General features: G+C 67.7%; 14 protein-coding genes and 2 pseudogenes. 10 read left to right on the top strand and 6 right to left on the bottom strand.

What is annotated here, in order from left to right; all coding sequences use genetic code 11:
• Positions 1-243 precede the first annotated feature (243 nt).
• Positions 244-1,773 (bottom strand): UDP-N-acetylglucosamine 1-carboxyvinyltransferase, encoded by a 1,530-nt coding sequence (locus tag ACFU5O_RS25810; protein ID WP_384244204.1) that lies wholly within the window; start codon positions 1,771-1,773, stop codon positions 244-246.
• A gap of 182 nt (positions 1,774-1,955) precedes the next feature.
• Entirely contained in the window at positions 1,956-3,125 is a 1,170-nt protein-coding gene (locus ACFU5O_RS25805; RefSeq protein ID WP_384244202.1) for a low temperature requirement protein A, read from the bottom strand.
• A gap of 295 nt (positions 3,126-3,420) precedes the next feature.
• Here ACFU5O_RS25805 and ACFU5O_RS25800 point away from each other — a divergent pair, with 295 nt between their 5' ends.
• The gene (locus ACFU5O_RS25800) at positions 3,421-3,846 is read left to right on the top strand and encodes a hypothetical protein (protein ID WP_384244201.1); all 426 of its coding nucleotides are present in this window, start codon (positions 3,421-3,423) and stop codon (positions 3,844-3,846) included.
• Positions 3,847-4,271: 425 nt separating this feature from the next.
• Here the strand turns inward: ACFU5O_RS25800 and ACFU5O_RS25795 are convergent.
• A pseudogene (locus tag ACFU5O_RS25795) lies at positions 4,272-4,505 on the bottom strand (TnsA-like heteromeric transposase endonuclease subunit); the annotation flags it as partial.
• Positions 4,506-4,936: 431 nt separating this feature from the next.
• Here ACFU5O_RS25795 and acnA point away from each other — a divergent pair.
• A complete protein-coding gene (gene acnA / locus ACFU5O_RS25790) occupies positions 4,937-7,651 on the top strand; it encodes an aconitate hydratase AcnA (protein WP_384244199.1) in 2,715 nt (904 codons plus the stop codon).
• A gap of 72 nt (positions 7,652-7,723) precedes the next feature.
• Here the strand turns inward: acnA and ACFU5O_RS25785 are convergent, their stop codons facing one another.
• The 3 genes from ACFU5O_RS25785 to ACFU5O_RS25775 form a co-directional block, all read right to left on the bottom strand.
• Entirely contained in the window at positions 7,724-8,659 is a 936-nt protein-coding gene (locus ACFU5O_RS25785) for an FG-GAP repeat domain-containing protein (RefSeq protein ID WP_384244198.1), read from the bottom strand.
• 171 nt (positions 8,660-8,830) lie between these two features.
• Positions 8,831-10,051 (bottom strand): aromatic ring-hydroxylating dioxygenase subunit alpha, encoded by a 1,221-nt coding sequence (locus ACFU5O_RS25780; RefSeq protein ID WP_384244197.1) that lies wholly within the window; start codon positions 10,049-10,051, stop codon positions 8,831-8,833.
• Between the two features lie 269 nt (positions 10,052-10,320).
• Positions 10,321-14,148 carry a GH92 family glycosyl hydrolase gene (locus ACFU5O_RS25775; protein WP_384244196.1) on the bottom strand — a complete coding sequence of 1,276 codons (3,828 nt, stop codon included), beginning with the start codon at positions 14,146-14,148 and terminating at the stop codon, positions 10,321-10,323.
• A gap of 498 nt (positions 14,149-14,646) precedes the next feature.
• Here ACFU5O_RS25775 and ngcE point away from each other — a divergent pair, with 498 nt between their 5' ends.
• The 8 genes and pseudogenes from ngcE to ACFU5O_RS25735 all read left to right on the top strand — a co-directional run bounded on the left by ngcE (position 14,647) and on the right by ACFU5O_RS25735 (position 22,941).
• Positions 14,647-16,095 (top strand): N-acetylglucosamine/diacetylchitobiose ABC transporter substrate-binding protein, encoded by a 1,449-nt coding sequence (gene ngcE / locus ACFU5O_RS25770; protein ID WP_384244194.1) that lies wholly within the window; start codon positions 14,647-14,649, stop codon positions 16,093-16,095.
• Between the two features lie 136 nt (positions 16,096-16,231).
• Positions 16,232-17,155, top strand: coding sequence for a carbohydrate ABC transporter permease (locus ACFU5O_RS25765; protein ID WP_384244192.1), 924 nt, complete (start codon positions 16,232-16,234; stop codon positions 17,153-17,155).
• Between the two features lie 91 nt (positions 17,156-17,246).
• Positions 17,247-18,164 carry a carbohydrate ABC transporter permease gene (locus tag ACFU5O_RS25760; RefSeq protein ID WP_384244190.1) on the top strand — a complete coding sequence of 306 codons (918 nt, stop codon included), beginning with the start codon at positions 17,247-17,249 and terminating at the stop codon, positions 18,162-18,164.
• Positions 18,165-18,518: 354 nt separating this feature from the next.
• Positions 18,519-18,932 (top strand): YciI family protein, encoded by a 414-nt coding sequence (locus ACFU5O_RS25755; RefSeq protein WP_384244189.1) that lies wholly within the window; start codon positions 18,519-18,521, stop codon positions 18,930-18,932.
• A 1-nt stretch (position 18,933) separates the two neighbouring features.
• The gene (locus ACFU5O_RS25750) at positions 18,934-20,079 is read left to right on the top strand and encodes an RNA polymerase sigma factor (RefSeq protein ID WP_384244187.1); all 1,146 of its coding nucleotides are present in this window, start codon (positions 18,934-18,936) and stop codon (positions 20,077-20,079) included.
• 190 nt (positions 20,080-20,269) lie between these two features.
• Positions 20,270-20,356: pseudogene (locus ACFU5O_RS25745) on the top strand (carbohydrate ABC transporter permease); the annotation flags it as partial.
• A gap of 152 nt (positions 20,357-20,508) precedes the next feature.
• Positions 20,509-21,708, top strand: coding sequence for an ROK family protein (locus ACFU5O_RS25740; protein WP_384244186.1), 1,200 nt, complete (start codon positions 20,509-20,511; stop codon positions 21,706-21,708).
• Between the two features lie 120 nt (positions 21,709-21,828).
• A complete protein-coding gene (locus tag ACFU5O_RS25735; RefSeq protein WP_384244184.1) occupies positions 21,829-22,941 on the top strand; it encodes a sugar ABC transporter substrate-binding protein in 1,113 nt (370 codons plus the stop codon).
• Positions 22,942-22,973: the final 32 nt, after the last annotated feature.

The raw sequence follows: 22,973 nt of genomic DNA, 5'->3' as shown, positions 1-22,973 counted from the left end.
CGCGACTGTCACTCTGTCAGGATCACGCCGCCCGGCCCGGTACACGCGCCCGCGAGGACCGAACGGATGAAGACACCGCGCCCGCGTTGAGCGGGCGAATGCCGGTGCCGACCGGGACCTCACCGTCCCGGTCGGCACCGGCCGTCGACCGGTTCTTGCGCGGTGGCGGCGAAACGACCGACGGCCCGGGGACGGCCGGAGAGGGCCCCCGGCAGCAGGAAAGCCTCCTGACCCGCGAATGCGTCAGATGTCGCGGAAGATCTCGATCTGTGCGCCCACCGAATTGAGTCGCTCCGCCAGATCCTCGTAACCGCGGTTGATGACGTACACGTTCCGCAGGACGGACGTGCCTTCGGCCGCCATCATCGCCAGCAGGACGACCACGGCGGGCCGCAGCGCGGGCGGGCACATCATCTCGGCGGCGCGCCAGCGGGTGGGGCCCTCGACGAGGACGCGGTGGGGGTCGAGGAGCTGGAGGCGGCCGCCGAGGCGGTTGAGGTCGGTCAGATAGATCGCGCGGTTGTCGTAGACCCAGTCGTGGATGAGGGTCTGGCCCTGGGCGGCAGCCGCGATCGCGGCGAAGAAGGGCACGTTGTCGATGTTGAGGCCGGGGAACGGCATCGGGTGGATCTTGTCGATCGGCGCTTCCAGCTTGGAGGGGCGCACGGTCAGGTCCACCAGGCGGGTGCGGCCGTTGTCGGCGTTGTACTCGGCGGTGCGGTCGTGGTCGAGACCCATCTCCTCGAGCACGGCGAGTTCTATCTCCAGGAACTCGATCGGCACCCGGCGGATCGTCAGCTGGGACTCGGTGACGACCGCGGCGGCCAGCAGGCTCATGGCCTCCACCGGGTCCTCGGAGGGGGAGTAGTCGACGTCGACGTCGATGGTGGCCAGGCCGTGCACGGTGAGGGTGGTCGTGCCGATGCCCTCGACGCGTACGCCGAGTGCCTCCAGGAAGAAGCACAGGTCCTGGACCATGTAGTTGGAGGAGGCGTTGCGGATGACGGTGACGCCGTCGTGCCGGGCCGCGGCGAGCAGGGCGTTCTCGGTCACGGTGTCGCCGCGCTCGGTCAGAACGATGGGGCGGCTGGGTGTGGTCGACCGCTCGACTATCGCGTGGTACAGGCCCTCGGTCGCGGTGATGTCCAGTCCGAAGCGGCGCAGCGCGATCATATGGGGTTCGATCGTGCGTGTGCCGAGGTCGCAGCCACCGGCGTACGGGAGCCGGAAGCGGTCCATCCGGTGCAGCAGCGGTCCCAGGAACATGATGATCGACCGGGTCCGGCGGGCCGCATCGGCGTCGATGGCGTCCATGTCGAGCGTGGCGGGCGGAACGATCTCGAGGTCGGTGCCGTCGTTGATCCAGCGGCTACGGACACCGATGGAGTTGAGGACCTCGAGCAACCGGTAGACCTCTTCGATGCGCGCGACGCGGCGGAGCACGGTGCGGCCCTTGTTGAGCAGCGAGGCGCAGAGCAGAGCCACGCAGGCGTTCTTGCTCGTCTTGACGTCGATGGCCCCGGAGAGCCGTCGCCCGCCGACGACTCGCAGATGCATGGGTCCGGCGTAGCCGAGCGACACGATTTCGCTGTCGAGCGCCTCACCGATGCGGGCGATCATCTCAAGGCTGATGTTCTGATTCCCGCGTTCGATGCGATTGACGGCGCTCTGGCTGGTGCGAAGTGCCTCGGCGAGCTGCGCCTGTGTCCAGCCCCGGTGCTGTCGGGCGTCACGGATGAGCTTGCCGATGCGTACGAGGTAGTCGTCTGCCATGGATGCAGGCTATCTCGTATATGAGATGAGCCGTCCAATGGGGTGGACCATACGGGTGATGCCTGGTTTTGATGCTTCATCACCGGACAAAGTCGGGCAAATAGTGCGCTCCATTCGGGTGATGCGGCACCGCTGCCCCGGGGTGCCGAGTGTGAAGGTCCGCCTCTCGCCCGTGCCGTCCGTCAGGGCGTCGCCGTCTGCATCCTGCGGCGGGCCACCCCGCGCGCGTACAGGAGGTGGACGATCGCCTCGGCCGTAAGGACGAGTACGACCGCCCAGGGCGGGAGGAGATCCGTGAAGCCGATGACGATCAACGGGATGCCGACCCCGGGAACGGCCCAGAGTGCGACACTCCCCACCGGCCTGCGAAACCGCAGGGCGATGCAGGCGTGGCTGAAGTGGTAGAAGGCGAGCCCGCCGGCGAGGGCGATGACGGCTCCCCTGGCGAGGTGGGCGTGCCCGGACTCCTCGACGGCCGTGGCGAGACCGCCCGCGATGCAGATCACCGAGGCGGTCACGAAGAAGTGCAGGAATCCCGCGACGTCCCGGGCGAGGAGGTATGCCTCACGGCCTCTGGCCGCTCCCAGCATCATCTCGGCCGCGACCGACCCGAAATCGAAGTACGACCACCAGAGCGCGGCGAGCAGGGCGAAGCCGAGGAGCGCGGTGACGCCTGCTTCGGCCGTCCAGACGTGATCGGTCGACGTGATCAGGGCCAGGACCGACTCGCCCAGCACGATGATGACGAAGAGCCCTACGCGCTCCACCAGATGCCCGGTGTGCAGTTGCCCGGGCATCCCGCGGCCGCGTGCACTCAGGAGCACCGCCATCTCGGCGACGATCAGCAGCACCCACATGGCGTACCGGCCCGGTGGCGGCACGAACGCGGAGGCTGCCCACAGCACTCCGGACGCCAGGCAGTAGCTGAGCGGCCGCCACTTCGGTACCCGGAGCGGTGGGGGGAACCGGGTTGCGGGCCACCACAGCCCCAGCAGCACCAGTCGGGTGCCCGCGTACCCCAGTGCGTACGCGGAGCTGCGCTCCCCTGTGGCCGCGGGTACGGCCGCGGCCATCAGGGCCAGGCAGGCCATCGCCGAAAGCATCAGCAGCCGGCGGCGGGCGCTGTCGTCCACGAAGAGATTCGCCGAGACGGTGAAGTTGATCCACATCCACCACGGGGGGAAGTAGAGCGCCAGGAAGACCGCGAAGTCCAGAAGGCCGGGGTCCCCGTGCAGGCTGTGGGACAGCTGAGCGGCGAGGGCGACGAACACGAGGTCGAAGAAGAGCTCGAGCCAGTCGGCGTGCCGCTGCTCGGGTGAGGCGCTCTCGGACGCTTCGGCGGTGGTGGTCATCGCCCCATCCTGAGGTCTCGCCCCGCCGGAGGTTCGGCAGCGGTCCCATCATTCCATCGGAAGCGCCCGTTTTGAGGTGATACACATGCGCATGCACTGCCGGAGGGGCTGTCCTGTCTCAGTGAAGTTAGTCGCCGGGATCGCGTGGACCTGCGTGGACTGGATTGGGTGAGACCGCTTAGTGAGGCACCGATGCGGCCGTGGACCGCCGGCTGGCGGGTTCGATGCCGAGCGTTGGCGCCCAGGAAGACGTTCGACTTGCCGCTTAACCTCTTCTCTGGTGAGGGGTGGAATCATGGAAAAGTCGATCTTGGTCGAGTCCGTCAGGTACTCCGCTGTGTGCCAGGGGTGCGGTGTCGAGGCAGAGTGGTGCGGTGTCCAGGCGCTGGTGGGCGAGACGCTGCGGTGGGATGTTGAGTCGACGTGTTCGACCTGCGGGCTCGCCCTGGCTGTTTGCGGCGGTGACCTGCCGGATGAAATGCGTAGCCGACTGCTCTCCGAGCGGGGCCGCGCGAGGTTGCGGGTAAGCGCGCCAGCGAGCAACGCCACCATCATGCGGGTGCTGCGGGCGGAACTCGGCATCGGCCTCGACGGCATCAAGGCCGTGCTGGAGCAGGTCCTCAGCGGGCAGTACTCAGGGACGCTGCCCGAGATGGAGCTCCTGGCCCGCAAGCTGCGGGCATCAGGGATTGACGCGGTCGCCTCAGGGACTGTGGATTGAGTGAGACTGCTGCGCCGATCTGTTCTCGACGTCGAGCGGAGCCTGTTTGCGCAGGCGGAGTGCTTTCTGGCGGGCAGGTCGTGGAACACGTCCGGCGTTGAGGTCCGCTGCCCTTGTGCTTGAGGGGAGTCGAGCAGACTGTGCAGTTCGCCGGCTGCTTCAGCCTCGGTGGAGGGGTCGAAGGGGATGATCCTTCGGGACGCTTGCGCTGGGTGTATGCCCAGTTCCTGCAGCTTCTTGAGCACCAACGACGAGTCGGATTCCGCTGTTGAGCTTTGGTGAACAGGGCGCCGCAGGCGGCGCATGCGGATTTTTGAGCGACTTCCGTTTCGCTCTGCCTGCGTGTCCGGCGAGCTGCCTGGCAGCAGCTCCACGTCCTTCGGCTCGATCCGGTCGTCCGCGCGGACATCGATCACCACCACCGAGCCGTCCAAGCGGCGTACGAAGTAGTCCGGAGCGTGCCGACGCTCCCGCTGGCCGTCGTGCCAGTGCAGCCAGAAGGGCTGCGAGGCGATCCCCGTCACCTTCGGGTCGAAGTCCATGAGCAGAAGCCGGTCCCGTTCCAGCCAGGACTCGAAGCCGACATGCTGCCCGGTCGTCGCCGCCCAGTACCAGCCCGAGAAGTGACGCTCACCACGCGACCACGGAAACGGCCGCACGGGGCCTACGTCCTCGAAACGCCGTCGCACAGTCCAGCAGCGGACGCCGCTGTCGCTCTCGTACCGCGTCCACGTACGACAGCTCGACGTACAGACCTGCAAGATCCTCCCCAGCAGGTACAGCCACCCAGCACTCCCGGTGCGATCACCCGCACGACTAGGTTCACTGAGACGGAAGCCGAACGACTGGGTTCGCTGAGTAAACGCCTCGATTGGATGAGAGCGGTCAAGGGGCCTCCGGGCATGACCGCTCAGCGCTCATGTACTAGAGTTATCTCGACATCGAGATATCTGCAGAAGGCGTACCGCAGCCCCTTCCGTCGGCCCCATCCAGTAAGGCTCACCTAACTAAGCCTTACCTTAGCGGATCGGTGAGAAACCGCAGGCGGCAGGATGCGGTCCGTACGCGCACATTGATGAAGGAGACTGTCGTGTCGGCGAACAGCTTCGACGCCCGCAGCACGCTGCGCGTGGGCGACGAGTCGTACGAGATCTTCCGGCTGGACAAGGTCGAGGGCTCCGCGCGCCTCCCTTACAGCCTCAAGGTCCTGCTGGAGAACCTGCTCCGCACCGAGGACGGCGCGAACATCACCGCCGACCACATCCGGGCGCTCGGCGGCTGGGACTCGCAGGCGCAGCCGAGCCAGGAGATCCAGTTCACGCCGGCCCGCGTGATCATGCAGGACTTCACCGGCGTTCCTTGCGTCGTGGACCTCGCCACCATGCGTGAGGCCGTGAAGGAGCTCGGCGGCGATCCGGCGAAGATCAACCCGCTGGCCCCGGCCGAGCTGGTCATCGACCACTCCGTCATCGCCGACAAGTTCGGCACCAACGACGCCTTCAAGCAGAACGTGGAGCTGGAGTACGGCCGCAACAAGGAGCGCTACCAGTTCCTGCGCTGGGGCCAGACCGCCTTCGACGAGTTCAAGGTCGTCCCGCCCGGCACCGGCATCGTCCACCAGGTCAACATCGAGCACCTGGCCCGCACCGTCATGGTCCGGGGCGGCCAGGCCTACCCCGACACCCTCGTCGGCACCGACTCGCACACCACGATGGTCAACGGCCTCGGCGTGCTGGGCTGGGGCGTCGGCGGTATCGAGGCCGAGGCCGCCATGCTCGGCCAGCCGGTCTCGATGCTCATCCCGCGCGTCGTCGGCTTCAAGCTCACCGGTGAGCTGAAGCCCGGCACCACCGCCACGGACCTCGTGCTCACGATCACCGAGATGCTGCGCAAGCACGGCGTCGTCGGCAAGTTCGTCGAGTTCTACGGTGAGGGCGTCGCCGCCACCTCGCTCGCGAACCGCGCCACCATCGGCAACATGTCGCCGGAGTTCGGCTCCACCGCCGCGATCTTCCCGATCGACGGCGAGACCCTGAACTACCTGAAGCTGACCGGCCGCAGCGAGCAGCAGGTCGCCCTCGTCGAGGCGTACGCCAAGGAGCAGGGCCTCTGGCTGGACCCGGCCGCCGAGCCCGACTTCTCCGAGAAGCTGGAGCTCGACCTCTCCACGGTCGTCCCGTCGATCGCCGGCCCGAAGCGCCCGCAGGACCGTATCGTCCTCGCCAACGCCGCCGAGCAGTTCGCGCAGGACGTGCGCAACTACATCGAGGACGACGACGAGGCGGGCAAGGAGTCCTTCCCGGCCTCCGACGCCCCGGCCACGTCCAACGGTGTGCCGACCCGCCCGACCACGGTCACCGCCCCCGACGGGACGACGTACGAGATCGACCACGGCGCCGTCACCGTCGCCGCGATCACCTCCTGCACCAACACCTCGAACCCGTACGTCATGGTCGCCGCCGCGCTGGTGGCCAAGAAGGCGGTCGAGAAGGGCCTGACCCGCAAGCCGTGGGTGAAGACGACTCTGGCGCCGGGTTCCAAGGTCGTCACCGACTACTTCGACAAGGCGGGCCTGACCCCGTACCTCGACAAGGTCGGCTTCAACCTCGTCGGCTACGGCTGCACCACCTGCATCGGCAACTCCGGCCCGCTGCCGGAGGAGGTCTCCAAGGCCGTCAACGAGCACGACCTGGCGGTCACGTCGGTCCTCTCCGGCAACCGGAACTTCGAGGGCCGCATCAACCCCGACGTCAAGATGAACTACCTGGCCTCCCCGCCGCTGGTCGTCGCGTACGCCCTCGCGGGCTCCATGAAGGTGGACATCACCCGCGACGCGCTCGGCACCGACACCGAGGGCAACCCGGTCTACCTCACGGACATCTGGCCGACCGAGGCCGAGGTCAACGACGTCGTGGCCAACGCCATCGGCGAGGACATGTTCAACAAGTCCTACCAGGACGTCTTCGCGGGCGACGCCCAGTGGCAGGCCCTGCCGATCCCGACCGGCAACACCTTCGAGTGGGACCCGCAGTCCACCTACGTCCGCAAGCCCCCGTACTTCGAGGGCATGACGATGGAGACCACCCCGGTCACCGACATCGCCGGTGCCCGCGTGCTCGCCAAGCTCGGCGACTCGGTCACCACCGACCACATCTCCCCGGCCGGCGCCATCAAGGCCGACACCCCGGCCGGCAAGTACCTCACCGAGCACGGTGTGGAGCGTCGTGACTTCAACTCCTACGGCTCGCGCCGAGGCAACCACGAGGTCATGATCCGCGGTACGTTCGCCAACATCCGCCTGCGCAACCAGATCGCGCCGGGCACCGAGGGCGGCTACACCCGCGACTTCACGAAGGACGGCGCTCCGGTCTCCTTCATCTACGACGCCTCGCGCAACTACATCGACCAGGGCATCCCGCTGGTCGTCCTGGCCGGCAAGGAGTACGGCTCGGGCTCGTCCCGCGACTGGGCTGCCAAGGGCACCGCGCTCCTCGGCGTCAAGGCCGCCATCGCCGAGTCGTACGAGCGCATCCACCGCTCGAACCTCATCGGCATGGGTGTGCTCCCGCTGCAGTTCCCCGAGGGCGCCACGGCCGAGACCCTCGGTCTGACGGGTGAGGAGACCTTCTCCATCACCGGTGTCACCGAGCTCAACGACGGCATCACGCCGCGCACGGTCAAGGTCAGCACCGACACCGGTGTGGAGTTCGACGCGGTCGTCCGTATCGACACCCCTGGTGAGGCGGACTACTACCGCAACGGCGGCATCATGCAGTACGTGCTGCGCAGCCTGATCCGCAAGTAGGGTCCGGTACGCCGAAGGGGCCGCACTCCCGACCGGGAGTGCGGCCCCGACGCGTTCGCGGGCGCAGTGGAATCAGAACAGCTGGCGGTAGGTGTTCCAGCCGCTGGTGCCGATCTTGACGCGCGGCTTGAACGGGGCGGCGGCGCTGCCGCTGCCCTTGTAGAGCCACAGGGCCCCTGCGCTGTCACGGCCGATCAGGTCGGTCTTGCCGTCGATGTCGACGTCACCGACGGAGACCAGGCTGTTGAACATGTTCCAGCCGGTGCCGACCTTGGTGCGCGCGGCGAACGGCGTGCTGCGGTTGCCGGTGCCCTTGTAGAGCCACAGCACACCGGAACCGTCACGCGCGACGATGTCGGTCTTGCCGTCGCCGGTCAGGTCGCCCTTGCCCGCGATCTGGGTGTAGATGTTCCAGCCGGTGCCGACCTTGCTACGGGTCGTCAGCTTGCCGTTGCCGTAGCCCAGGTAGATCCACAGGACACCGGAGGTGTCACGGGCGATCAGGTCGTCGGCAGAGGCGCCCGCGAGATTGCCCGGGGAGAGCAGCTTGTTGTAGACGCCCCAGCCGCTGCCGACGGAGACCGGGTTCTCGTCGAACGGCGCGTAGAACATGTAGCCGCCGTTGTTGACCTCCCAGATGCCGTCGGAGCTGCCGTCGGCGTCGTGGTCGACCTGGGTGGCGTGCTTGATGATGTCCCACCCGGAGCCGACCTGCTCGCGACCGGCGAGGCCGCCCGTGCCGTTCGGGGGGTAGGCGTAGAGCTTGCCGGTCCTGTCGATGCCGTGCAGGGCGTTGACCGGGGCGGCGGCGGGGGCCTGCGCGGCGAACCCGCGCTGCTTGGCAGCGGGCTGAGGCAGGTCGCCCCGGGCGCTCACGGAAGGCGCCGGAACCGGCTGGTCGGTCGCTGACGCCACACCGGCGCCGGTGCCGACAAGGGCGGCGGCGATCGCCGCCGCGGCGACGCGGGTCAGTGCCCGGCCGCGCTTACGGCCAGAGAGTTTGGCCACGTAGCTCTCCAAAGAGAAGGGGATCGAAAGACGTGGCCCGCCTCATGAGACGAGGCAGGTCACATGTACCACAAGATTGTTTCACAGTATCTCCATGCATCAACTTGTTTGCGATGCATTGGAGTTGAACACTCAGGAATGCTCCTGACCGGAATCGATCAGTTCGGACCGTCAGTGGGGCGACGAGTCGACGGACCCGTTCACCAGCCGATGGGCCAGATAGCGCTGGAACTGCCACAGCGGGCGCTCGAGATGGGAGAACCGGCCACCCGAGGGCCCGGGGTCGGTCGCCAGCCCCCGTTGCACACCCCGGACGGCGACCAGGTCCTCGCCCTGGACGACCTCCAGCTGTTCCCGCGACATCCGCAGGAAGTCCTCGAAGCCGGCCGACTCCTTCGCCGTGGCCGGGACGAACACGGTCGCCAGCGCGTCATGGGTGTCCGGGCCGGTCGGGAGCCAGCGGAAACAGGTGACTCCGGTCGGCAGGAACGCCATCACCAGTTGCGGGAAGACGCCCGCGACCAGCATTCCGGACAACTCCGCCTCGCCGAGGCCCGGGATCAGCGACGCGGACAGCGCCTGCATCTGTTCCTCGCCCATGCCCTCCAGGGCCTCGGGCGCGAACGGCATGAACGCGGTGAACCAGCGCCCGTCGCACTCGTCGATCACCGTGTCCTTGCCGGGCAGGACCGGCTCCAGTGTGCCCGCGTGCGTGCCCATGTGGTGGTAGCTCTCCGCGCCGTTCTCCACGGCCACCTTCCAGTTCGCGGGCACACCCTCCCACCTGGCCGTGTACCCCACGACCAGATCCCCGAGCCCGTACGGCGCGAGCTTCTCGTCAAGACCGGTGAGCTGCGGGGCGAGCGGCTCCGCGTCCTGGTCGGCGTTGACCATGATGAGTCCGTGCCACACCTCGAGCCGGTGGCGCGGCAGCCGGCACGCGGCCCGGTCGAACTCCACCTTGTTCATCAGCGGCGCCCCGTGCAGCTGACCCGCGTACTCGCCGTCCAGCTTGTACGTCCACGTGTGGTACGGGCAGGTCAGTCGCTTGAGACTGCCGCGCTCAGGGGTGGTCTCCGCCGGGAGGACGTCCATGAAGCGGTGCCGGCACACGCGGGAGAGGGCGTGCAGCTCACCGTCCTCGTCGCGGGTGATGACCAGGGGCTCGCCGAGCAGATCGACGCGCAGATAGTCGCCGGGCGCGGCGACCTGGTTCACGTGTCCGGCGCAGAGCCATTCGCCGCGGAAGATCCGTTCCCGCTCCAGCAGGTGGAACGCGGGGGAGGTGTAGGACCCGGCGGGCAGGGTCTCGCCGCGTTCCAGCGGCAGCTTCGCGACCCGGGCCAGTTCGCCGAGGAGTTGGGCGATGCCGGTGTCCGAGATGGCTGACATGGTGCGACCGCCTTCCGTCGTGAGGGATGGGGTGGTGCCCGAAGCACTCGCAGTGCGCACTCGCGGTGCGCGCCGTGCCCGAGCTGCTCACCGACGACGCTAGGTCGCATGCCCTGCCCGGCGGATCGACGTCAGGACCGATCCTGCGGGCGGTTACCGGTACATCCTTCGTATGACCGGGGGCCGGGACCGCCCCCGGACACACGGCGGGGCCGCAGCCCTCCGGCTGCGGCCCCGCCTCTGTGCGTACCGTCCCGAGGGACGTCCTGCTACGAGATCAGTTCGACCTCTGCGAGCGCCGCCGGTCCGGCCGGCACCAGCCGGTAGTGCTCGTACGTCCCCGGCCGTGCGACCGTGAAGACGCGGGTCTGCTTGTCCCAGGCGAAGGACTCGCCGGAGCGCCTGTCCACATCGGTCCACGTCGTACCGGAGTGCGACCCCTGCAGAACCCAGCCCGCCGGAGCCTTGTCCTTCGCCGACGAGGTGAGCGTGTACTGGACCGCACGGGTCCCGGACGGGACCGGCAGTTCCACCGGGACCGCCGTCTCCAGGGCCGCCTCGGTCGCCGAGGTGTTGTCGAAGAGCGCGCCCGGGCCGGTGATCGCGTCGTGCCGGGGCGCCGGTACCTTGTCGTCCTTCGTCACGGACACCGGAGCGGCGTTCCTGCCGGTGCCCCACTTCGACGGCTTCGCACCCATGTCGAACTCCAGCGTCCCGCCACGCGCCAGCATTGAGTGCGGCAGTGCCGTGGAGTTCCAGGACCTGCCGTTGACCCTCAGGCCCTGGACGTAGATGTTGCGTGCGCTGTTCTCCGGGGCCCTGACGACCAGTTCGCGGCCGTTCTCCAGATGCACGGTGGCCTTGGTGAAGAGCGGCGATCCGATCGCGTACTCACCGCTGCCCATCACCAGCGGATAGAAGCCGAGCGCAGAGAAGAGGTACCAGGCGGACTGCTCGCCGTTGTCCTCGTCGCCGTGGTAGCCCTGCCCGATCTCGCTGCCGGTGTAGAGGCGGGACAGTACCTCGCGCACCTTCTCCTGCGTCTTCCAGGGCTGCGAGGCCGCGTTGTACATATAGGTCACATGGTGGGCGACCTGGTTGGAGTGCCCGTACATCCCCATGCGCACGTCCCGGGCCTCCGTCATCTCGTGGATGACGCTGCCGTAGGAGCCGGCGAAATCGGGGGACGCGGTTTCCGGCGTGGAGAAATAGGTGTCCAGCTTCTTCCCGAGTGCCGAGCGGCCGCCGTACAGATTGGCCAGGCCCCGTGAATCCTGGGGTGCCGTGAAGGCATAGCCCCAGCCGTTGGTCTCGGTGTAGTCGTAGCCCCAGATCCTGGGGTCGTACTGTCCCGAGGGGACCCGCCGGTCGCCCTTCAGGTTCCGGCCCTGGAAGAAACCGGCCCCGGAGTCGAAGAGCGTGACGTAATTGCGGGCGCGGTTGAGGAAATACGCCGACTCCTCTTTGTACCGGGCCTTCTTCGTCTTGGCGTAAAGAGCGTCGGCCATCCGGGACAGGCCGTAGTCGTTGAGGTAGCCCTCCAGCGACCAGGACAGACCCTCGTGGGTCTCGGTCGAGGCATAGCCGAGGAAGGGCGAGGTCTCCATGCCCTTGCGGCCGACGCCCCGGCTCGGGGGCGCCACGGTAGCGTTCTTCAGCGCCGCCTCGTACGCCGCCTCCGCGTCGAAGCCCCGGACTCCCTTGACGTACGCATCGGCGAAGGCGACGTCGGACGACGTGCCGGTCATCAGGTCCGCGTAACCGGGGGACGACCAGCGGGAGATCCAGCCGCCGTCCCTGTACTGCTGGACGAACCCGTCGACCAGCTCGCCCGCCTTCTTCGGGGTGAGGAAGGAGTACGCGGGCCAGGTCGTCCGGTAGGTGTCCCAGAACCCGTTGTTGACGTACACCTTGCCGTCGACGATCTTCGCGCCGGTGTGCGTCGGGGTGTCGGGACCGGTCTGCGCGGAGAAGGGACTGGCGTACCTGAACTTCCCGTCGGCCTTCTCGAAACCGGAGTTCGGGTACAGATACAGCCGGTAGAGCGAGGAGTACAGGCTCACCAGCTGGTCGTGCGTGGCGCCCTCGACCTCGACCCGGCCCAGGATGTCGTCCCAGGCGTCCTGCGCCCGGTCCTTGATCCGGCCGAAGGTCGCGGACGCCGGGATCTCGTCGGCCAGGTTCTTCTTCGCCTGGTCGACACCGATGAGCGAGGTCGCCATGCGCAGATTGATGGTCCTGTCCTTGCCCGCGTCGAAGCGCAGATGGCCCTTGACCCCCTGCGCGGCGGACGAGGTGACGGGCGCGTCGAAGACGCCGTACACGAACAGCCGTGTGGCGCCGGTGGACAGACCGCTCTTGACGTCGGAGTAGCCGGTGAAGGAACTGGTCGCCGGATCGAGCGTGAGCCCGGCCTGTTCGGTGACATTGTCGAAGAGCACCGCCGCGTTCTCACCGGGATAGGTGAAGCGCATCATCGCGGCATGGTCCGTGGGGGTGATCTCCGCCTTGAGGCCGTTCTCGAACGTCACGCCGTAGTAGTGCGGACGCGCCGTCTCCTTCTCATGGCGGAAGGGCAGCGCGCGGGCGGTGCGCGACGCGTCCGGGGCGCCCTCGGCGATGGACGGCATCAGCTGGAACGTCTGCCGGTCGCCCATCCAGGGGCTCGGCTCATGGCTGGCGCTGAACGCCTGCACGGTGGGCAGGTTGTCCGCGTTGTTGGCGCGCGCGTACTCGTACAGCCAGCTGAGGGAACCCGCGTTGGTGACGGGGGTCCAGAAGTTGAAGCCGTGCGGGACGGCGGTCGCGGGGAAGGTGTTGCCCCGTGAGAACGAGCCGCTGGAGTTCGTCCCGCGAACGGTGGAGGCGTAGTCCGAAAGGTGGGCGAGTCTCTTCTCGGGTGCCTTGGGGACGATCCGGATGTCGTCGACCCAGCCCTGGAACTTCGCGGGGCCCTTGGGGGAGTCGTACGCCACCAGGATCCGGTCCACCGTCTTGCCGGCCGCGACCGAGCCGATCCGGGACGCGACCTGGTTCCACTGGTTGACGTAGAGCCGCTTGGCGGCGCCCTGCCCCTGCGGCGACAACACGCCCCCGTGCGAGTCCGTCGCACGGAGGTCGCTCAGATAGGTGCCGTCGGTGAACGCGAGATCGACGGCCACATTCGTGGCCGGATAGTTGAGGTCGGTCTCGGGCAGCGAGGGGAAGACCCGGTACGAGAGCTCCGTGTCACGCCGTACGGCCGTGTTCACGTCGAAGATCTTGTTGTACGAGTAGGCGCGGCCGTCCGGCTTGTGCGTACCCGCGTATTTCAGGGCGCGCCTGCCGGTGAAGCCGGCGTTCGCCTTGGCCGTGGGCGAGCCGCCCGGCCCCCGGTCGACCAGGCTGCGCATGTCGTCCGGTGCCGGGGTGCCGGTGCTGCCGTCGGAGAACTGGACATCGGCCAACTGGGTGGCGTCGGAGGCCCCGTTGTTCCTGGTGATCTCGAGCCGGAAGTGCGCGTACGCGGCGGCGTTCGCCGCGTCGATGTCGTAGGTCTTCGTCTGGAAGCGCTTCTCGAAGGCCTGGCCCTCACGGGTGTCGAGGACCTTCCAGTCCTTGCCGTCGGCCGAGCCCTTGAGGGTCCAGTCCCTGGGGTCACGTGCCTCGAAGTCGTTCGCCGACGTCAAGGCATAGGTGACGACCTTGACCGGGGCGTCCGTGTCGAATTCGATCCAGGCGGACGGCTTGAACCCCAGCCATTTGGTGGACGGCTGGAGATCGACGAGATTCTCCTTCACCTCACCTGCGCCGGCGTGCTCGTCGCTGGCCCGCAGTTCGATGACCTTGTCCGTCACATTGCCCGGTATTCCGGTGGCGAAGCCACCGTCGACACCCGCTGACCGCTTCCTGCCGTCAAACCCCGTCTCCACGGTGTTGCGCCAGTCGGGCTGGGCTTCGTCCGCTTCGAACGAGGTGGTGAATTCCTGTTCCGCGGCGGCGGGTCGGGAGGGAAGAGCGACGGCGGCCGACTGTCCCGTCACCGCCAGCAGGGAAGCGGCCGCCACCAGGGCGACCGCGCGGACTTGACTGTTTCGAGGGCTGGGTCTGGGCTGCATACCGAGCCTTTCCTCCCACCGAGGCGATTCTCGACAACGTTGTCATGTGCAGGGCACAGGCTCCAGTAGGGAGGTAAGTGCCGCATGGTGTCAAGGGTGTTGACGGTGTGGCGCGTTCGGAACCGGTCAATTCGATGAGATTCTTCGATGCGAATACGTCGCCGCGGTCCTGGGTCCGCGAAGTCCCAGGAGGTCTCAACTCGGGAAAGACTGGCGTCCAACCTTGCTCTCGATCTTGCTCACCTGGCGGGAAGTGGACTATACCTGTCGGCGTCCGCCTCGCCGGAAAGCGCGGTGGCGGGCCAGGGGGACCGGGGGACGGCAGGCGGCCGAGCGCATCGGACCGCCCGGCCCGATCTCCGTTCCCGCTGCATCGCACTGCACCCCTGCACAACCCAGCTTCAGCAATTGACCGCGGTGGCGGGGCCCTTCGCCTCAGGCGAGAAGGACGGGCGACCGGTTCACCGCCTGAGTCCTGGAGAAGGCGAGGACTTGAGCATGGGATCCACCTCCGCCCACACGAACACCGGTCTCGGCCGTCGTGATCTGATCAAGCGATCCGCGGCGCTCGGCCTGATCACCGTTCCTGCGATGAGCTTCCTTTCGGCCTGTGCCAGCGGAAGCAGCGGCGCGGACGAGAAGGTCGAGAAGGGCAAGGTCACCAAGCAGAACCCGCTCGGTGTCAACGAGACGGCCGCCCTCGAGGTCGTGATCTTCGACGGGGGCTTCGGGCAGCAGTACGCGATCGACGCCGAGAAGAAGTTCAACGCGGCCTTCCCGAAGGCCCCGAAGGTCAAGCACAAGGCCACCCAGAAGATCCAGTCCGAGCTTCAGCCGCGCTTCAACGGCGGCACCCCACCGGACCTCATCGACAACTCCGGCGCCGAGCAGATGGACATGGGCGTCCTCGTCGGCAAGAAGCAGCTCGCCGATCTGACTCCGCTCCTCGACGCGCCCTCCGTCGACGACCCGAACAAGAAGATCCGCGACACGCTCCGCCCGGGCATCGTCGAGATGGGCCAGTTCGACGGCGACCCGGTGTGGATCTTCTACTACGCCTACACGGTCTACGGCGTCTGGTACTCGCAGACCGCACTCGACAAGCTCGACGCCCAGTACCCCGAGACCTGGGACGAGATGCTCGCCCTGTGCGAGAAGGCGAAGAAGAAGGGCATCGCCGGCTGGACGTACGCCGGTAAGCACCCGTACTACATCCCCTTCTCGCTCTACCCGTTCATCGCCAAGATCGGCGGTGTCGAGGTCCTCGACGCCATCGACAATCTGGAGCCGAACGCCTGGAAGCACCCCGCGGTCAAGGCCGCCTTCGAGGCGTACTACGAGCTCTACAAGAAGGGGTACATCCTGAAGGGCACCCCGGGCCTCGACCACATCCAGTCCCAGACCGCCTGGACCAAGGGAAAGGCGCTGTTCATCCCCAACGGCTCGTGGGTGGAGAACGAGGCGGCGAACACCATGCCAGCGGACTTCAATCTGGCGGTCTCCGCCCCGTCAGGGCTCGACAAGTCCGACAAGATGCCTTTCGGTACGATCTGGGCCTCCGGAGGTGAGCCGTTCATCGTCCCGGCGAAGGCGAAGAACCCCGAGGGCGGCATGGAGCAGCTGCGCATCATGCTCAGCGAGGACTCCTCGAAGAACTTCACCAAGCAGGTCAAGTCGCTGACCGCGTTCAACGGCGGAACCGACGGCATCGAGCTCACTCCCGGCCTGAAGTCCGGTGTGGCCGCGCTGGAGAAGGCCGGGACGAGCGTCGTCAACCCGCGGCTCCAGGACTGGTACGTCAAGCTCCAGAAGGAGCAGATCGGTGTCGCCGGTCTGGGCGAGATGATGGCCGGACGGCTCACCCCCGTCGAGGCCATCAACAAGATCCAGGGCTTCGCCGACAAGGCCGCCCAGGACTCGTCCGTCAAGCACTACAGGCATCAGTGATCAGCCCTGGGGGTTCCCCCGCCCCGGGCGCGGGGAGGAGCCGGCGGCGGCCCGTCCCCCGGCCCCCGGCGGGGGAATCCCCGGGTACGGCACAGCTCCAGCGGCGGCACACTCCGGAAGATCGGGGTCGGTAACCATGCAACACGGCAAGTACCGCTTCATCGTGGGGTTCCTCTCGGCCCCCCTGGCGTTGTACGCGGTCTTCGTCATCTGGCCGTTCGTCCAGTCCATCTACTACTCGTTCACGGACTGGACCGGCCTGAGCCCGGACTTCAGGATGGTCGGCTTCGACAACTACGCGAGGCTTCTGGAGGACGACATCTTCTGGAAGTCGCTCCAGCACAGCCTGCTGTTCGCACTGCTGCTGCCGCTGGTGACGATCGGTTTCGCGCTGTTCCTCGCGTTCATGATCAATGTCGGCGGACGGCACCGGAAGGGCGCCGCGGTCTCCGGGGTGCGCGGCTCCTCCTTCTACAAGATCGCGTACTTCTTCCCACAGGTGCTCTCGATCGCGATCGTCGCCCTGCTCTTCCAGTTCGCCTACAACCCCGAGAGCGGAGCCATCAACTCCGCGCTCAAGGCCATCGGCCTCGAGGGCATCCAGCCGCTCTGGCTCGGCGACCCCGACCTCGCCCTGTGGTGCGTGATGGCGGTCCTCGTCTGGTCGACCGTCGGCTTCTTCGTCGTCCTGTTCTCCGCGGGCATGGCCTCCATCCCGAAGGACTTCTACGAGGCGGCGATGCTGGACGGCGCGAGCCGGATCACCACCTTCTTCCGGATCACGCTGCCACTGCTGTGGGACACCATCCAGTCCGGGTGGGTCTACATGGGAATCCTGGCGCTCGGGGCCGAGTCCTTCGCGGTGGTGCAGATCATGACCACCGGACCCGGCGGGCCCGACTACTCGACGACCGTGATGGTGCTGTACGTCTACCAGTCGGCGTTCCGTGACGGCGCCGCGGCCTACGCGACGACCATCGGTGTCGCCCTGCTCGTCGTCACGCTGGCCTTCGCGGCCGTCGTGATGAAGCTGGGCCGGCGTGAGCGGCTGGAGTACTGATGCGGCGTCTTCCCGTGGGACAGCTTCCGGACCCCCGGCACAACGGCAGGCCGGTCGTGGTGGCCGGCATGACAGCACGAGGTGAATCCCGGTGAAGGTCACAGACACCCCGCTCGCCCGGAGTTCCGAGGAACTGCCGCGGGTCACGAAGACCGATGTGCCGCCCAGGAAGAAAAGGCGCAAGCAGGGCGTCGTACTCAACGTCTTCTCGCACGGCATGCTGGTCCTCTGGGCCTTCATGGTCGTCATGCCGCTGCTCTGGGCGGTGATGACGTCCTTCAAGGACGACAACGCGATCTTCAGCTCGCCCTGGTCACTGCCGGACACGCTGCATTTCGACAACTGGTCGCGGGCCTGGAACCAGGCGCACATGAGCGACTACTTCCTCAACACCGTGCTCGTGGTGGCCGGGTCGCTCGCCGGAACGCTGCTGCTCGGCTCCATGGCGGCCTACGTCCTCGCCCGCTTCGACTTCCCCGGGAACCGCTTCATCTACTTCCTCTTCATCGGGGGAATGAGCTTCCCGATCATGCTCGCGCTGGTCCCGCTGTTCTATGTGATGAACAACATCCAGCTCCTGAACACGATCCACGGGCTGATCCTCGTCTACATCGCCTACTCGCTGCCGTTCACCGTCTTCTTCCTGACCGCTTTCTTCCGGACGCTGCCGACCTCGGTGGCCGAGGCGGCGCTGATCGACGGCGCCTCGCACACCAGGACCTTCTTCCAGGTCATGCTGCCGATGGCGAAGCCCGGACTGATCAGCGTCGGGATCTTCAACTTCCTGGGGCAGTGGAACCAGTACATGCTGCCGACGGTGCTCAACACCGAGCAGGAGAACAAGGTGCTCTCGCAGGGACTGGTGCAGCTGGCGGTGAGCCAGGGGTACAAGGGCGACTGGTCGGGGCTGTTCGCCGGGCTGGTGATGGCCATGCTGCCGGTGCTGGCCGCGTACATCGTCTTCCAGCGTCAGGTCGTCGCCGGTCTAACGGCAGGAGCTCTGAAATAGCCCCCGTCCCCTCCGTGTGACCGGGTGAACACCGCCCGTCGGCTCCGTCGGCGGGCGGTTGGCGTTTTGTCCAGATCCTGATGTCCGGTAAGGCCCGTCGCGCGGCGCTCCAGCAGTCCGGCAGCCGGTCGGACCGGCGTCGGACTCGATGTGCAGCAGTTGCTTGGATCTTGGAAGGACTCGCTCCGTCCCGCCCTCGCGCCACGCCGTGGACCCGGACACCGCGAGACGGCTCACCCAGGCTCATCTACGAGAGCCGAAGAATTGGGACGGCGATGTCGAGAACCCGTGCCTGGCTCCGTCCCTGCAATGAACGCGACCAGAATGGGTCGCACAGCACAGAGGAGAAACACGATGGCCAAGTACTTGCTGCTCAAGCACTACCGCGGCGCCCCGGCGTCGGTCAACGACGTGCCCATGGACCGATGGACGCCGGAGGAGATCTCGGACCACGTGCAGTACATGAACGACTTCGCGGCCCGGCTGGAGAAGACCGGCGAGTTCGTCGACGGTCAGGCGCTCGCTCCCGAGGGGACGTGGGTCCGGTACGACGGCGAGGGCCGCCCGCCGGTCACCGACGGCCCGTTCGCCGAGACCAAGGACCTCATCGCCGGCTGGATGGTGATCGACGTCGACACCTACGAGCGCGCCGTCGAGCTGGCCGGGGAACTGTCGGCCGCCCCCGGAGCGGGCGGGAAGGCGATCCACGAATGGCTCGAGCTGCGCCCGTTCCTGACCGCGTCGCCCACCATCACGGAGTGCCACTGAGGTGGACGAGGTCCTGCTGAGGAGCCTCACGCCCAGCGTCCTCGCGATCCTCGTCCGCCGCGGAGCCGACTTCGCGGCGGCCGAGGACGCCGTGCAGGACGCGCTGGTCGAGGCGGTCCGCGTCTGGCCGGACGACCCCCCGCGGGACCCGAAGGGCTGGCTGGTCACCGTGGCCTGGCGCCGGTTCCTCGACGCGACCCGTGCGGACGCCGCCCGCCGCCGGCGTGAGGACCTCGTCGACGAGGAGCCGGCGGCCGGGCCTGCGCCCACGGTGGACGACACGCTCCAGCTCTATTTCCTGTGCGCCCACCCGTCGCTGACGCCGTCATCCGCGGTCGCGCTCACGCTGCGTGCCGTCGGGGGGCTGACCACCCGGCAGATCGCCCAGGCCTACCTGGTGCCCGAGGCGACCATGGCGCAGCGCATCAGCCGGGCCAAGCGCACCGTCTCCGGCGTGCGGTTCGACCAGCCCGGCGACGTCGCCACCGTGCTGCGCGTCCTCTATCTGGTCTTCAACGAGGGCTACTCCGGCGACGTCGACCTCGCCGTCGAGGCCATCCGGCTCACCCGGCAGCTCGCGGCCGCGATCGACCACCCCGAGGTGGCGGGGCTGCTCGCCCTCATGCTGCTCCACCACGCCCGGCGCGCGGCCCGAACCGCGCCCGACGGCGGCCTGGTGCCGCTCGCCGAGCAGGACCGCGGCCGGTGGGACACCGGGTCGATCGCCGAGGGCGTCGAGATCCTGCAGGCGGCCCTCGCCCGCGACCGGCTGGGCGAGTTCCAGGCCCAGGCCGCCGTCGCGGCACTCCACGCTGACGCACCCACCGCCGAGGAGACCGACTGGGTGCAGATCGTCGAGTGGTACGACGAGCTCGCGCGCCTGACCGACAGCCCGGTCGTCCGGCTCAACCGCGCGGTGGCCGTCGGCGAGGCCGACGGACCGCGCGCCGGCCTGGCGGCGCTCGCGGCGCTGGACGACTCAGTGCCCCGCCACGCCGCGGTGGCGGCGTACCTCCACGAGCGCGACGGCGACGTGGCGACGGCGGCACGGCTGTACGCCGAGGCTGCCGGAAAGGCACCCAACCTCGCAGAGCGCGACCACCTGACGCGCCAGGCCGCCCGGCTCAACGCCCGCCGTTGTCGCTGACGGGTCGCGCCCGGACTTTCCCGCAGCACTTGGCAGAGGGGTCGTCTCAGAAGCCGGCCACGCTGCCGGAGGGTCGGTCCTCAGGCGCGGAAACGTGCGCAGGCGGCCACCTGCGAAGGGCGGCACTTCACGTCGTGAACACCGTCCACCACCCCGATCCCCATCCCTGCCGTGTTCGACTGCCGGGCGCATCGTGATAGCCATGTTTCCGGTGCCGGCCGCGTACATCGCCCTCCAGCGTCAGGTCGTCGCCGCTCTGACGGCAGGAGCCCGGAAACAGCCCCCGTCCCCTCCGTGTGACCGAGCGAACACCGCCCGTCGGCTCCGTCGGCGGGCGTTCCGTGGTCCCTCAGGTCTTGACGGGGAGCGGCCCTAAAGGCTCCCCTTAGAGTTCACATGTTGGAGTAATGAGCGGGAGTGTGTGAGTCGATGGAGACTCCGGGGTCGCAGACATCTCTGCATCGGGCCAATCTTGAGCGGGTCGTACGTGCGGTGCGCATGGCCGGCTCGCTCACGCAGGCCGAGATCGCGAGGTCGACCGGCCTCTCCGCCGCCACGGTGTCCAACATCGTTCGTGAACTGAAGGACGGCGGGACCGTCGAGGTCACCCCGACCTCGGCGGGCGGCCGACGGGCCCGCAGCGTCTCCCTCAGCGGGGACGCCGGCATCGTCATAGGCGTTGATTTCGGGCACACCCATCTGCGGGTCGCCATCGGCAATCTCGCCCATCAGGTGCTCGCGGAGGAGTCAGAGCCGCTCGATGTCGACGCATCGTCCGCCGAGGGCTTCGACCGGGCGGAAGTGCTGGTCAATCGGCTGATCGAGACCACCGGGATCGGGCCGGACAAGGTCATCGGCGTCGGTCTGGGCGTACCGGGGCCCATCGACGTGGAGTCCGGGACGCTCGGCTCCACCTCGATCCTGCCGGGCTGGACCGGGATCAACCCCAGCGAGGAGCTCTCCCGCCGTCTCGGTGTGCCCGTGTACGTCGACAACGACGCCAATCTGGGCGCCCTGGGCGAGCTGGTCTGGGGGAGCGGGCGCGGGGTCAGGGACCTCGCGTACATCAAGGTCGCCGGCGGTGTCGGTGCCGGTCTGGTCATAGAGGGCCAGATCTACCGTGGCCCGGGCGGCACGGCCGGCGAGATCGGGCACATCACGCTGGACGAGTCGGGGCCCGTCTGCCGCTGCGGCAACCGCGGCTGTCTGGAGACGTTCGCGGCCGCCAGGTACGTCCTGCCGCTGCTGCAGCCGAGCCATGGACCGGACCTGACCATGGAGCGCGTCGTCCAGCTCGCACGCGAGGGGGACCCCGGCTGCCGGCGGGTGATCGCCGATGTGGGGCGGCACGTGGGCAGCGGTGTGGCCAACCTGTGCAACCTGCTCAATCCCAGTCGCGTGGTACTGGGCGGGAACCTGGCCGAAGCGGGAGAATTGGTCCTTGCACCGATCCGTGAGTCGGTCTCCCGGTACGCGATTCCCAGCGCGGCCCGCCAGCTGACCGTTCTGCCGGGAGCGCTGGGCGGACGGGCCGAGGTGCTCGGAGCGCTGGCGCTCGTGCTCAGCGAAATGGGCGATTCGACACTTCTGGACAGCTCGGTACCGGCCGGGGCGCCTGCCTTCACTTAGATAACGAATGGCACCGTTGTCATCTCGTTAAGGATTTACTCCTTGACGCTGGCCTGGCGGCCGAGTTGACTTCCAGCCACCTCGGCCGCAACGACGCGGCCTCGTCAGGGAGGTTTCTGAATGAACACGCAGATGCGTCGTGCCGCCGTGGCTGTGGCCGCCACCGCGATGGCCGTGTCCCTCGCCGCCTGTGGCAGCGCCAAGGAGTCCGGGGACAACGGGACCAAGACCGGTGCCGCGAAGGGTGACGACCTCACCATCGGTCTCCTTCTCCCCGAGAACCAGACCGCGCGCTACGAGAAGTTCGACAAGCCGCTCATCGAGAAGAAGATCAGCGAGCTCACGGGCGGCAAGGCCAAGGTCGTCTACGCGAACGCCAAGCAGGATGCGACGCTGCAGACCCAGCAGGTCGACACCATGATCACCAACAAGGTCGACGCCCTCATCGTGGACGCCGTCGACTCCAAGGCGATCGCGGGCGGCGTGAAGAAGGCCAAGGAGGCCGGCATCCCGGTCGTCGCCTTCGACCGCCTCGCCGAGGGCCCGATCGACGCCTACACCTCCTTCGACAACGAAGAGGTCGGCCACGTCCAGGGCAAGGCACTCCTGGAGGCGCTGGGCGCCAAGGCCAAGGACGGCCAGATCGTGATGATGAACGGCGCGATCACCGACCCGAACGCCGCCCTCTTCAAGAAGGGCGCGCTCGAGGAGCTCAAGGGCAAGGTGAACATCGGCAAGGAGTACGACACCAAGGAGTGGAAGCCGGAGAACGCCAACGCCAACATGGAGGCCGCGATCTCGGCCCTCGGCAAGGACAAGATCATCGGCGTCTACTCCGCGAACGACGGCATGGCGGGCGGCATCATCACCGCCCTGAAGGCCGGCGGCTTCGCCAAGCTCCCGCCGGTCACCGGTCAGGACGCCGAGATCGCCGGTGTGCAGCGCATCGTCGCGGGTGAGCAGTTCATGAGCGTCTACAAGCCGTACGCGCCGGAGGCCGCTGCCGCCGCCGAGATGGCCGTGTCGCTCGCCAAGGGCAAGAAGCTCGGCAGCATCGAGACGGCCCGGGTCGACAGCCCCACGCAGAAGGGCATCCCGTCGGTGCTCGTCCCGGTCGTCTCGCTGACCAAGGACAACATCAAGGACACGGTCATCAAGGACGGCGTCTACACGGTCGCCGAGATCTGCACCCCGAAGTACAAGGCCGCCTGCGACGCGCTCGGCCTGAAGTAGGTCTCCTGATCCGCACAGGGATCGCCTGATCC

Source organism: Streptomyces sp. NPDC057445 (genome assembly GCF_042802855.1).
Taxonomy (GTDB): domain Bacteria; phylum Actinomycetota; class Actinomycetes; order Streptomycetales; family Streptomycetaceae; genus Streptomyces.
This window is presented reverse-complemented; position numbering and strand designations above follow the sequence as displayed.

What these genes read in the sequence shown, in the direction of transcription:
- ACFU5O_RS25755 (WP_384244189.1), top strand. Translation starts at nt 18,519, where the DNA reads ATGGCCAAGTACTTGCTGCTCAAGCACTACCGCGGCGCCCCGGCGTCG.
- ngcE (WP_384244194.1), top strand. Translation starts at nt 14,647, where the DNA reads ATGGGATCCACCTCCGCCCACACGAACACCGGTCTCGGCCGTCGTGAT.
- ACFU5O_RS25805 (WP_384244202.1), bottom strand. Translation starts at nt 3,125, where the DNA reads ATGACCACCACCGCCGAAGCGTCCGAGAGCGCCTCACCCGAGCAGCGG.
- ACFU5O_RS25800 (WP_384244201.1), top strand. Translation starts at nt 3,421, where the DNA reads ATGGAAAAGTCGATCTTGGTCGAGTCCGTCAGGTACTCCGCTGTGTGC.
- ACFU5O_RS25740 (WP_384244186.1), top strand. Translation starts at nt 20,509, where the DNA reads ATGGAGACTCCGGGGTCGCAGACATCTCTGCATCGGGCCAATCTTGAG.
- ACFU5O_RS25780 (WP_384244197.1), bottom strand. Translation starts at nt 10,051, where the DNA reads ATGTCAGCCATCTCGGACACCGGCATCGCCCAACTCCTCGGCGAACTG.
- ACFU5O_RS25735 (WP_384244184.1), top strand. Translation starts at nt 21,829, where the DNA reads ATGAACACGCAGATGCGTCGTGCCGCCGTGGCTGTGGCCGCCACCGCG.
- ACFU5O_RS25765 (WP_384244192.1), top strand. Translation starts at nt 16,232, where the DNA reads ATGCAACACGGCAAGTACCGCTTCATCGTGGGGTTCCTCTCGGCCCCC.
- ACFU5O_RS25775 (WP_384244196.1), bottom strand. Translation starts at nt 14,148, where the DNA reads ATGCAGCCCAGACCCAGCCCTCGAAACAGTCAAGTCCGCGCGGTCGCC.
- ACFU5O_RS25810 (WP_384244204.1), bottom strand. Translation starts at nt 1,773, where the DNA reads ATGGCAGACGACTACCTCGTACGCATCGGCAAGCTCATCCGTGACGCC.